The sequence below is a fragment of the Paenibacillus maysiensis genome (assembly GCF_000520815.1).
Lineage (GTDB): Bacteria > Bacillota > Bacilli > Paenibacillales > Paenibacillaceae > Paenibacillus > Paenibacillus maysiensis.
The window spans coordinates 15028-27761 of record NZ_ASRY01000271.1 but is presented as its reverse complement, the minus strand read 5'-3'; the positions used below and the strand labels follow the sequence as shown (position 1 = coordinate 27761).

Below are 12734 nucleotides of genomic sequence, written 5' to 3'. Positions count from 1 at the left end.
ATAACTTATTTCGCTTCATACCAATTGCTTCCATAGCTAACTTCCGCTTTAAGTGGTACAGACAGCTTCAACGCCGCTTCCATCGTAGCCGGGACAAGCTCTTTCATCGTTTCCATTTCCTCCGGCGGAACCTCGAAAACAAGCTCATCATGTACTTGAAGCAGCATACGGCTGCGAAGATTACGGTCGCGAAGCGCCGCGTCCATCTGTACCATCGCCAGCTTGATAATATCGGCTGCGGTACCCTGAATCGGCGTATTCATTGCGGTACGCTCCGCAAACGAACGCAGGTTGAAGTTGCTGGCATTAATCTCCGGCAAATAACGTCTGCGTTCCAGCAGCGTTTTTACGTACCCATCCCGCTTCGCATCCTTCACAATATCATCCATGTAACGGCGGACGCCCTGGAACACGTCAAAATACTGGTCGATAAAGCGAGCCGCTTCCTTGCGCGTAATATTCAGGTTTTGCGACAAACCGTAATCACTGATTCCGTAGACAATCCCGAAGTTAACCGCCTTGGCAGAACGCCGCATGTTAGAATCTACGTCTTCCGCAGGGATGCCGAACACATCGGACGCGGTCTTCGTATGAATGTCCATATCGTTTACAAAGGCATCCTTCAAGCGCTCATCATCCGAAATATCAGCCAGCACTCGCAGCTCGATCTGTGAGTAGTCCGCCGCCAGAATAGACCAACCCGGCTCGGAAGGCACAAATACCTTGCGAATTTTGCGTCCCTCTTCCAGACGAATCGGAATATTTTGCAAATTTGGAAACTGGCTGCTCAAGCGTCCTGTAGCCGCAACCGTTTGGCGGAAATACGTATGCAGCTTACCCGTTTTATCCGAAATTTCTTTAAGCAACCCTTCCACATACGTGGATTGGAGCTTGGCGATTTGACGATATTGCAAAATGTTTTGCACGATATCATGATACGGTGCCAGCTTTTCCAGCACCTCGGCATCAGTGGAATATCCGGTTTTCGTCTTTTTGATTACGGGAAGGCCCAGCTTGTCGAACAAAATTTCACCTAGCTGCTTGGGCGAATTCAGATTGAACTCTACACCTGCAATGATGTAAATTTCGCGCACCAGCGTTTCAATCTGGGCTTCAAATTCTTTACCCAAAGCACGCAGTTCTTCCACATTCACCAAAATTCCCTGCTTCTCCATATCCGCCAAAATCCGGGACAACGGCATCTCCAGCTCATGGAACAGCTTGTGCATTTCCGTTTTTTCCAGCTCGGCCTGCTGTACAGGCACCAGCGCTTCAATCACCGCCGCCTTGCGCGCCACATGATCGGACAGCACATCCATGTCAGGTACTTTATATTTAGCGCCTTTGCCGAATACTTCATCGTCCGGACGAATCGAGGACAAGCCATGCTTGGCTGCCAATCCGCTCAGCGACTGGTTTGCATCCGTTGGGTCCAGCAAATATCCGGCCAACTGTACATCGAACTCCGCCCCGGCAAATTCAATCCCGTGCCAATGCAAGGCTAAATCCGTACGGTGCAAATCATGCCCCCGCTTTTTGCGCCCAGCATCGGCGAGCCATTCACGGACAGGCTTGGCTGCATCAGTTTGTAGTACGTCCAAGGTCATAAAAAACTGTCGCCCCGCTCCGCCAAAGACCAGACCCACAATTTCAGCATGATGCGGGTTGTCGCCATGGGTCTCTACATGTAGAAGATCGACGATATCCAGTACATTTACCAGCTCGCTAATCCGCTGTTCGTTCAATACGGTCACGTCAGCCGCAGCTTCCTCTACATCTATTCCTGCATTGCCAACCTCGCCCGAAAAGGATAAGCGCTCCAGCAAGGACTTGAACTCCAGCTTCGCCAGAGCAGGTCCCGCCGTTTCAGCTTGCAGCCCACCGAAGACGACATCCTCCAGCTGCTTGTCCAACGTTACATCCCGATAGATGGTCGCCAAATCCTTGCTCATCCGTGCATCATCTGCATGCGTTTCGACGCGCTCTTTCATTTTGCCTTTCAGCTCATCTGTATGCGCCAACACCTCTTCCACCGATCCATACTGGTGCAGTAGCTTGAGCGCTGTCTTTTCCCCCACACCCGGAATCCCGGGAATGTTGTCTGACGTATCGCCCATCAGGCCCTTGAGGTCGATAATTTGCAACGGCTTCAAGCCGTAACGCTCCTGAATCTGTTCAGGTCCGTATGTCTCCACCTCGGTAACCCCTTTGCGGGTCAAGCCGACAATGACGTTGTCCGAAGCCAACTGAAGCATATCCTTATCTCCGGTAACCACCAGCACGTTAAAACCAGCTTCGTCCGCGGTTTTAGATAGGGTTCCAATGATATCGTCCGCCTCATAGCCATCCAGCTCAAACTGGGCAATGCCAAAGGCGGTCAGCAGCTCTTTCAGCAGCGGGAATTGTTGGGACAGCTCCGGTGGTGTTTTCTCCCGTCCACCCTTGTAATCCTCATATCCTTTATGGCGAAACGTTATTTTTCCGGCATCAAAGGCAACCAGTATATGCGTCGGCTTGTGCTCCTCCAAAAGCCGCAGCAACATCGTTGTAAATCCGTACACCGCGTTCGTCTGCTGTCCGCTCGAATTCGTTAACGGCGGCATAGCGAAAAACGCCCGATAAATGATACTGTTGCCATCTATAAGCATGAGTTTATCCATTTAGCACCTCGCAAGTTCATCAATGCATTCGAAAGGTTCTTTCGTTTTACGCATTCCTTTTCCTATCTTAACATAAAGGCTCCTTTTTCAGAAAAAAACGGCTGTTTCCTAACCAGATTCGCCTTTTGCACAAAGACAAGTCTGGGTCAGAAACAACCGCTATATACCTAAAAAGCCTACTGGTTCAAATCCGGCCGCTCCCCTGTCACGAGATATACGGTGCTTTCACCGATATTCGTCGCATGGTCACCAATCCGCTCAATATATCGTCCAACGAGCAGTTGCAGCATCGCTTGTGAAGCCTCTGCCGGTTTATCTACCATAAACGCATACAAATCGCTGATCATTTGGCTGTATATGGAATCCACACGATCATCTTCTTTAGCCATTTTATAAGCCAGATCTGTATTTTCATCCAAATAGGATGTAATGGCGTCGTCAATCATCTCTTTAACAATCGAAGCCATATGTGGAATATCCACCAGCGGCTTGATGATCTGCTGCCCTTCCAGACGCAGAGTGACCTTGGCGATATCTAGAGCCAAATCCCCCATCCGTTCCAGATCACTGGAAATTTTAAACGCAACAATGATCCGGCGTAAATCCTTGGCTACCGGCTGCTGGGTAATAATGAGCTTGGAGCCCATATCGAGAATGTTCTCTTCCAGCGCATTGAGGGATGCATCATTTTTGACCACCTGCTGGGCCAATTCCGTATTTTTGGTCTGCAAACATTCGATGGCCTGATCGAGTGCCTTCGATACATGTGCACCCATTTCGCGTAGTACGGCTCTCAGCTCATCTAATCCTTCATCAAAACCTTTTCTGCGTATCATTTCGAAGTCACCCCTCCTGGCATTACTAATTTGTTGGCTTTAGCCGAATCGGCCGGAAATATAATCTTCCGTACGGGAATCTTGCGGCGTGGAAAACATCGTCTCTGTATCCGCCGCCTCTACCACGACACCGTTCAAGAAAAACGCAGTCCGACCGGACACACGAGCCGCTTGATGCATGTTATGCGTCACCATGACGATCGTATACCTGTCGCGCAGCTCTTGAACCAGTTCTTCAATCTTCATCGTAGAGATCGGGTCCAGGGCTGACGTTGCCTCATCCATGAGCAAAATATCCGGCTGTACAGCAAGCGCCCGGGCAATACACAGACGCTGCTGCTGTCCACCGGACAAGCTTAGGGCTGAACGCTTGAGAAAGTCCTTAACCTCTTCCCAGAGTGCCGCCTGCCGCAAGCTTTGCTCAACAAGTTCGTCCAGCTTGTCCTTTTGCCGGATTCCATGCAGACGCGGGCCGTACGCCACGTTATCATAAATAGATTTAGGAAACGGATTAGGCTGTTGAAAAACCATTCCCACCTGCTTGCGCAGGGCTTCTACTTCCATTGTATCGCCATATATATCCTGACCTGCGATACTCACCGTTCCTTCAATACGCGTTCCCGGTATCATATCGTTCATCCGATTCAGCGTACGCAGCAAGGTAGATTTGCCGCAGCCGGATGGTCCGATGAAGGCTGTCACCGTTTTTTCAGGAATATCCAGGTTTATATGTTTCAGCGCTTGAAAATTTTCATAATACAAGTTCAGCTTCTCAATCCGAATAACGGAATCATTCATTAATTTATGATCTCCTTTGTGTTGCAGTTATGGTCCTCAAGCATTGCACCTGATTTGCACAATATGAAGATTATATAAGCTGTGTGTAAATTGAGTGTGGTGGATTTGTTAACGGTATGTAAAATGATCAGGGATTCAGCATAAGCTCCAGCTCCTGTGCAATCCCGGCTGCATTCAAAGCCGCTTCCTCTGCGGAACGGGACATTTCGTCGTTTTTGGTCTCAATTTCAGCAACGGCCTGCAACAGTTGGGTAAACGTTTGGGTTCCAGCGGATATATACCGGGAGCCGCTATTAATCTGCTGCATGCTCGTATTCGTCAGATCGGCAGTGTCACGCAGCATTTGTTCAATATCTGTAAGCAAGCTTGTAATCTGTGCGGAAAAGGCTTTCGTCTGAAGTGACATATTCCGCACCTCCTGAGACACGATCTGGAAGCCACGCCCGTGTTCGCCGGCATGTGCTGCTTCAATTGAAGCGTTGATCGCCAGCAGTCCACTTTGATCCGCGAGTGCGCGAATGGAGGAAGCCATGTCAGCAATGTCACTTAGCGATTGGGTCAACGCTGTAATCTGCTCATGCTGGCGCTTCATTTGCTCTGTGACTGCACGATAGGAGAGCAGAACATCTTCCAGTTCTATTTTGCCACGGCGTGATAATTCACTCATCGAGCGGGTTAGACGCACACTGTCACTGGCCTCTTTAGCGGCATCCAGTACAGTTGTCTGAATCCGATGGACGCCATCATAGCTATGCCGTACCACGTTGCCTCGATGATCATCCGCTTCTTTCTGCATCCGCTGAACGACGGACAAAATATCACGAATGGTCAGGACGCCAAGCAACCGCGTACCTTCCCTAATTAGCAGGCAATCGTAAAATTGTTGATCTTCGCGCAGCATCGCCTGCTCTACAATGTCCGATGCCGGGCTTTCCAGATCCACAATTAATGTATCGGGGTCGGCAAATATCGCCGCAGGCTTGTCATAAAACAGAGCCGCAGCAAACCTGCCCGTAAAATGTCGGTTATACGCATCTCTCATAATAATGCCCAACGGAAGGCCGTTTTTATCAATGACAATGACACAAGGAATGTCTTCTTGCGTTTTCATAAGTGCTAACAGCTCTTTACAAGACATATCCGTACCAATGATCGGAACCTCCCGGCACGGCACGTAGGTAGTAATCAGCTTGTTGGATTCACGTTCAATCACGGCGGTGGAACTCGGCTGGGTCTTTGGTTCCGTTATCATCGTTCTGAAGTCCCCTTTTTTTTAACTACATGGAGTGACGGGAACATCATATCGGTCATTTGTTGATTGTAACGTCTATTTATGTTAACGAAATGTAAAATCACGAAATGTACACAAAAATCGAACACAAAGAAAAACGCTTCTCATTTATAGTAAATGAGAAGCGCTTCTTTTTTTATTAACAACCAGCTTATATCCGACTCCGCGAATCGAATCAATATGAACCGAATCGGGGTCCAGCTCCAGCTTCTTGCGCAATGAGCTAACATGCACATCCACCGTCCGTTGACCGCCGATGTAGTCAAAGCCCCAGACCGCGTTCATCAGATCGTCGCGAGTCAATACCACGCCCGGCTTACGGGACAAGTAGAGAAGCACCTCAAATTCCTTCGGTCTTAAGCTGATGGATTGTCCTCCGAGAATCACTTCATATTTTTCAGGATAAATCTCCAGCTCGCCTAATTGAATTTTGGAGCCGTCTTTCTGATCAGACAGCACGCCTTCATCCCCCCCGGAAGTACGACGCAGTACCGCCGTTACGCGGGCCAGCAGCTCGGAAACACCGAAAGGCTTCGTAATATAATCATCTGCTCCTGATTTCAATCCTTGGACAACCTCGGCTTCGCCGTTTTTGGCCGTTAAAATAATGATGGGTGTTGTCAGTCCCTGATGGCGTAGTCTGCTCAAAATATCCAGTCCGTTCATACCGGGCAGCATCAAATCCAGCAGGATCAAATCGTAGGACTCTCTGGAGGCTTTTTCAAACCCTGCACTGCCATGATCCTCCGTATCTACTTCAAACCCCTCTTGTATCAAATTGTAGGATAGCAATCTGGCAAGCGTTGGTTCATCCTCAATAACCAGCAAGCGTTGTCCCATAAATAAATTCATCTCCTGTTTACCTTTTAAAGGCGCATTGGTCAAAATTCCAAAATCTTTTCCAAACTCATGCGACACCCGTATATTTTATCACGGCATTGTTAACAGAATGTAAAAACTGATCTAGTTCATTCTTCCTGTTGCAACAACGGCAATTCGATTGTAAATGTGGTGCCCAAACCAAGCTCGCTTTCTACGGAAAGCACCCCATGATGCAGGTCCACCAAATGCTTGACGATAGACAATCCCAGGCCGGTTCCACCCGAGTTGCGCGAACGTCCTTTGTCCACCCGGTAAAAGCGCTCGAAGATGCGTGGCAGGTCCTTCTTCGGAATCCCGATGCCTGTATCGCTAACCGTAAATACGACCTTCTCCGTGTCATTCTCCCGCTGTACCGCTACAACCTTGATTTTCACCTTGCCACCGTCGAGTGTGTAGTTAATGCCATTAGACAGAAGGTTCAGAAAAATCTGCTGGAGCTTATCTTCATCCGCCTCCATAAACAGTTCATCCGGGACATCCATGTGTAGTGTAATTCTCTTTTTGGCAGCTACATTATTCAATTTTTCCAGCAATGATTCTATAAACGAGGACACATGGACCGGAGAGCAATCCAGCGGAGAACGCTTGGATTCAATTTTGGACAGCTCCAGAATGTCGCCGATCAGCCGGTTCAGCCGTTCGCTTTCATCATAAATAATTTGCAAAAAGGAACGGGATGTTTCCTCATCCTTTACCCCGCCACCGAGCAATGTTTCAGCAAAGCCCTTGACTGCGGCAATCGGCGTTTTTAGCTCATGGGAAACATTCGCCACAAATTCGCTCCGCATATTCTCCAGCCGCCGAATAGCTGTAATATCCTGCAATAGGAACAGCATACCGCGATATCCGCCCTCATCCTCATACATCGGCACGCCATCGAGCAGAACCAGCCGTTCCTCGGGATTATACAGATGAACCTCACCGTGCAATCTTTCGCGGCTTTGTATACTACCCTCAATCAGCTTCGTCAGCTCGTAGTGCTTTTTCAGCTCATGATACGGCTTGTCCGTCACCCGTTTGCTAGTGACACCGAGCATCCGCTCAGACTCACGGTTCACAAGCGCAATGCGCTCCCCGGCATCAATCATGAGAATCCCTCCGGTCATATTGCTCATGACGCTCTGAAGCAAATCCTCATTATCACGTATCGTTTTCATTTGGTTTTGCAGGCTGTCCGCCATGCGGTTAATTGCATCACCCAGTTGTCCTACCTCATCCCGGCGCTGTATGCCAACTCTTGCGTCATAATCCAGCCCGGAAATACGATTCGCTACGCCTGTAATATGCTCAATAGGCGAGGTTAGGCCACGTGCGATACGGTAACTGACCAGTCCAGCCGCAAAGAATAACAAGACCAGACCAATGCCAATTGCCGTCCAGCCACGCTGCACACCTTCCTCCACCGCCTTCAGATTCATGGACAAACGAATATATCCGTCGAACCCCTTGTCGGATACGACAGGCTCTGCCACGTACAGCATATTCCGCTGCAAAGTTTCACTGTAGCGTATGGTTCGTCCGATTCCTTCCGACGCGGCTTCTTGGATTTCTTCACGTGATGCATGGTTCTCCATCTTGCGCGGATCACTTAGTGAATCACCAACCACCGTTCCATCCTTGCGAATGAAGGTCACCCGTGATTCGGTCAGATGGGCAATTTCCTTGGCCTTTTCCGAATAATAGGAGACGTAGTCGGTACTGGAAGGAGCATCTGCGTTGACAAAAGGAAATGTAGCCCGAAGCAGGTCGATCTCACGCCCCATATTTTCCTCAAGCACCTTCATGTTCGAGTTTTTAAAAATTTGTCCCATGGTGATTCCGGCAGCCAGGACAGATACGCCGATCAAAATCAGCATAATCAAGGTAAGCCTGAAACGAAACGACTTCATAAATATGCCCATCCTTTAGTTGAGTAGAAATTTTTATGATCATAACAGCTATGTAAGTTAAATCCCATTCTACAGGCTACCTGCTTTTTGTTCCACTGTTAAAAAGGAAAAAAGGTCAGGGCACACGTTGCCCCAACCTCTCTCTTATCCGTTGACGACTTCACCGCCGTTAATATGAATGACCTGCCCACTTACATAAGATGAATCATCCGAAGCAAGGTACACATAGGCTGGCGCCAATTCTTCCGGCTGACCGGGACGTTTCATCGGCTGCGCGCCTCCGAACTCACTGACGGTCTTGGCATCAAAGGTCGAAGGGATTAGCGGTGTCCAGACCGGACCCGGTGCTACAGCATTTACCCGAATGCCTTGATCGACCAAATTGAGAGAAAGGGAACGGGTGAATGAAGTAATCGCCCCTTTGGTGGATGAATAATCAATGAGTGTCTTGTTCCCGGCATAGGCCGTAATCGAGGTGGTATTCACGATGGCGCTGCCTTTCTTCAAATGCGGCAATGCCGCTTGCGTCAAGAAGAACATGCCGAAAATGTTCGTGCGGAATGTACGCTCCAGCTGCTCTTTCGTGATATCCTCCAGCTTCTGCTGTGGATGCTGCTCTGCGGCATTGTTCACGACAATGTCCAGCTTACCCAGCTCGTTAACCGTCTGTTGAACTGCTTTTTTGGCAAATTGGTCATCTCCGATATCGCCGGGAATCAACACGCATTTGCGTCCCTCCTGCTCTACCTGACGTTTTGTTTCTTCCGCATCCTTATGCTCATTCAAGTAGATGATAGCTACGTCCGCACCTTCTTTGGCATACGTGACAGCTACAGCCCGTCCAATTCCACTGTCCCCACCAGTAATAAGTGCAACTTTACCTGTTAGCTTGCCAGCGGCTTTGTAAGTTGGTTTTTCAAACTGGGGTGCAGGCGACATTTTGGACTCAATCCCCGGTTGCTGGTCCTGATGCTGTGGGGGCAAGGTTTGCTGAGGTTGATTACTTTTAGGCATTGTACATTCTCCCTTCAAAATCAGATATTTTTTTAGGATGCAACATTTGCATCCACTCTACTCCTGATTTACCACACAAAGTTATTCGTTAAACGAAAACAGAAAAATGTAGTTATTTGAGCGCACAAAAAAACGGCCTATGCTTATTCAGCACAGACCGTTTTTTCAATTTAGCATTTGTCATCATTCGATTATAGGCTCTCACCAAATGCATAATTAAATAATATGGTTGTATACCATTAAAAACGTAATTAAAATCAGGAAGACGGCAAGCAGCGTACTGAACATACGCATTTTTCCAGCGTATTGCGTAATAGGCTGTTGGCTACGAATCGCTTCCAGCGACAACCGTAACGGCTTACCCATGGCTCCCGCGATACCAGAAATGGCGAGAAACAACAGCAAAACGACAACGATCCATGCTACCGAATAAGAACCCCAGGCAAAAATCATATAGATACCGCTAACAAGCACAAGGATCAGTGCAAATTGAGCCAAACGGTTCAATAGCTGAACAGCCGATATCGTTCCCTCCTGCACGGCGGGAGCCAGCTTGTCGATTTTACCAACTACAAACGGGAGCAATAAATAAAAACCCATCGCAAGTGATCCTATCATGTGAATAAAAAACATTATTTACAACCTCCATTTCTTTGTTGACCTGCAAATTCATTTTTTTCCATAGAACGATCATATTCCAACGAGTAGACTACCATCATTTCAGTGTTTTGGGACATGCTTTTCTATGTACACTTTGAATGCATACGAAATCTATTATACCGGGGAAGTAGAACAAAGCAAGGGGGGAGCGGGGAAAGTTTCAGCTTGGGTGGGTGCTGGAGAGGCTCCGCGAACGGAACGTTGCTACCATCGCTGTTGTCTCCGGATTTTATTGAATTGAATATAATATTCTACTTAAAAAGTAAAAAGAGGTGTCCGTCGGCCATGACTATGGCTTTGGGACACCTCTTCAAGTAAAAGTATACCGTTTTAATAGGTAAGCGAGCTTATACGGTTACTACTTTAATTACATTGCGGACTGATTCGGCGGATTGATCAAGCGCTGTTTTTTCTTCGGCTGTCAATTCCAGCTCGAACACCTTTTCGATGCCATTGCCGCCAAGAAGTGTCGGTACGCCGAGGAACAAGTCCTGATAACCGTACTCTCCCTCCAGATAGGCAATGACCGGGATAATACGTTTTTTGTCTTTTACAATCGCTTCTGTCATTTGCGTAAGCGAGGCTGCTGGGGCATAGTATGCGCTACCGTTTCCCAGCAGGTTAACGATCTCCCCGCCACCGACACGCGTCCGCTGTACGATCGCTTCGATACGTTCCTTCGAAATCAGGGTTTCGATAGGGATACCACCAACGCTGGAATAGCGTACCAGCGGCACCATATCATCACCGTGACCACCCAACACGAAGCCACGCACGTCTTCGACGGATACGTTCAATTCCTGTGCAATAAAGGTACAATACCGAGCCGTATCCAGCACACCAGATTGGCCGATGACCCGATTTTTCGGGAAACCAAGCGTCTGGTATGCGGTATGGGTCATGGCATCGACCGGATTACTCAGAATAATGACGATAGAATCTGGCGCGTACTTCTTCACGTTTTCACATACGGATTTTACAATCCCTGCGTTCGTCTTTACCAAATCGTCACGGCTCATGCCCGGCTTGCGCGCAATCCCCGCTGTAATAATAACGATATCCGAGTTGGCTGCATCCTCATAGTTGGAAGTGCCTGTGACCTGGCTGTCAAATCCCTGGACCGGACTGGCCTCCAAAATATCAAGCGCCTTGCCCTTGGTCGGATTCTCAAGTTGCGGAATGTCGATCAGAACGATATCCCCTAGCTCCTTTTGAGCCAGCAGCAATGCGGTAGTGGCACCGGTAAAACCGGCGCCAACAATGGATATTTTTTTACGTTGAATGGTCACGTGGCATTCCCCTCTTTACAGGTTGCTAATTATGGTATCTGCGAACTCGGAGCATTTCACTTGTGTAGCGCCTTCCATCAGACGGGCAAAGTCATACGTTACGATTTTCTTATTAATGGACGTTTCCAGTCCTTTGTAAATGAGGTTGGCCGCTTCGTGCCAGCCCAGATGCTCAAGCAGCATCACGCCGGACAAAATAACAGAACCAGGGTTCACGACGTCTTTGTCAGCATATTTTGGCGCTGTGCCGTGTGTAGCTTCAAAGATGGCATGCCCAGTAACATAGTTAATGTTTGCACCTGGTGCGATACCAATTCCACCGACTTGAGCAGCCAATGCATCGGACAAATAGTCCCCGTTCAGGTTCAGCGTAGCAATAACATCAAATTCGGAAGGACGAGTCAGCACTTGTTGCAGTGCAATGTCAGCGATCGCATCCTTGATGATGATTTTGCCTGCATCTTCAGCTGCTTTTTGAGCTGTATTTGCCGCATCTTCACCATCTTTTTCCTTGATTGCATCATATTGAGCCCAAGTGAATACTTTATCTGCAAATTCTTCCTCAGCCACTTCATAACCCCAGTTTTTGAAGGCACCTTCGGTAAATTTCATAATGTTGCCTTTGTGCACGAGCGTCACGCTCTTGCGTCCGTGGTCAACAGCATACTGAATGGCTGCACGCACCAGACGTTTTGAACCCTCGGAGGAAACCGGCTTGATCCCGATACCTGACGTTTCAGGGAAACGGATTTTGTTGACACCCAGCTCTTGCTGGAGGAACTGAATAACTTTTTTCACGTCCTCGGAGCCTTCGGCATACTCAATACCAGCATAAATATCCTCGGTATTCTCACGGAAAATAACCATGTCCACCAATTCAGGACGCTTCACCGGAGACGGAACACCGTTAAAGTAGCGAACAGGACGCAGACATACGTACAGATCCAGCTCTTGACGCAATGCTACGTTCAAAGAGCGAATGCCGCCGCCAATCGGTGTGGTAAGCGGGCCTTTAATAGCTACAAAATACTCACGAATGGCTTCCAGGGTATCGTTAGGCAGCCACTCGCCGTATGTATTGAAGGCCTTTTCGCCAGCAAATACTTCATACCAGGCAATTTTTTTGGTGCCGTTATATGCTTTATCTACAGCTGCATCCAGTACGCGCTTGGATGCTTTCCAGATGTCGCGTCCTGTGCCGTCACCTTCGATGAACGGAATAACTGGATGGTTCGGAACCTGTAGTTGACCGTTATCAATCGTAATCTTTTCGCCTTCAGTTGGGAGCTCAAACTTTTCAAATTTCACCATAAGTTCCTTTTCCTCCTCAGATATGAATGGGTACAGGGCGAAAGACGTGATCGTTATCACAGACAAAAATGTTCATCTCTCGCCGTCCCTTTTATTGTACCTTA

The 12734-nt window shown here is 48.3% G+C and carries 10 protein-coding genes; all 10 read right to left on the bottom strand.

From position 1 onward, the window contains the following. Window positions 1–5: 5 nt before the first annotated feature. The 10 genes from polA to icd all read right to left on the bottom strand — a co-directional run bounded on the left by polA (window position 6) and on the right by icd (window position 12630). Entirely contained in the window at window positions 6–2660 is a 2655-nt protein-coding gene (polA, locus tag L696_RS0119100) for a DNA polymerase I (protein ID WP_025685064.1), read from the bottom strand. A gap of 176 nt (window positions 2661–2836) precedes the next feature. Then, window positions 2837–3496, bottom strand: a complete 660-nt coding sequence (phoU, locus tag L696_RS0119095) for a phosphate signaling complex protein PhoU (RefSeq protein WP_025685063.1) — start codon at window positions 3494–3496, stop codon at window positions 2837–2839. Window positions 3497–3535: 39 nt separating this feature from the next. Then, window positions 3536–4294 (bottom strand): phosphate ABC transporter ATP-binding protein PstB, encoded by a 759-nt coding sequence (pstB, locus tag L696_RS0119090; protein WP_025685062.1) that lies wholly within the window; start codon window positions 4292–4294, stop codon window positions 3536–3538. A gap of 127 nt (window positions 4295–4421) precedes the next feature. Beyond that, window positions 4422–5546: a methyl-accepting chemotaxis protein gene (locus tag L696_RS0119085; RefSeq protein ID WP_025685061.1), complete on the bottom strand. Its 1125-nt coding sequence runs from the start codon at window positions 5544–5546 to the stop codon at window positions 4422–4424. Window positions 5547–5693: 147 nt separating this feature from the next. Further along, complete coding sequence (locus L696_RS0119080) at window positions 5694–6425, bottom strand: response regulator transcription factor (protein WP_010349065.1); 732 nt, start codon at window positions 6423–6425, stop codon at window positions 5694–5696. A gap of 128 nt (window positions 6426–6553) precedes the next feature. Beyond that, a complete protein-coding gene (gene pnpS, locus L696_RS0119075; protein ID WP_025685060.1) occupies window positions 6554–8356 on the bottom strand; it encodes a two-component system histidine kinase PnpS in 1803 nt (600 codons plus the stop codon). A gap of 144 nt (window positions 8357–8500) precedes the next feature. Beyond that, window positions 8501–9370, bottom strand: coding sequence for an SDR family oxidoreductase (locus L696_RS0119070; protein ID WP_025685059.1), 870 nt, complete (start codon window positions 9368–9370; stop codon window positions 8501–8503). Window positions 9371–9586: 216 nt separating this feature from the next. Further along, window positions 9587–10003, bottom strand: a complete 417-nt coding sequence (locus L696_RS0119065) for a hypothetical protein (RefSeq protein WP_025685058.1) — start codon at window positions 10001–10003, stop codon at window positions 9587–9589. Between the two features lie 374 nt (window positions 10004–10377). After that, window positions 10378–11319 carry a malate dehydrogenase gene (gene mdh, locus L696_RS0119060; RefSeq protein ID WP_025685057.1) on the bottom strand — a complete coding sequence of 314 codons (942 nt, stop codon included), beginning with the start codon at window positions 11317–11319 and terminating at the stop codon, window positions 10378–10380. A 15-nt stretch (window positions 11320–11334) separates the two neighbouring features. Then, the gene (gene icd / locus L696_RS0119055) at window positions 11335–12630 is read right to left on the bottom strand and encodes an NADP-dependent isocitrate dehydrogenase (protein WP_025685056.1); all 1296 of its coding nucleotides are present in this window, start codon (window positions 12628–12630) and stop codon (window positions 11335–11337) included. Between the last annotated feature and the right edge of the window lie 104 nt (window positions 12631–12734).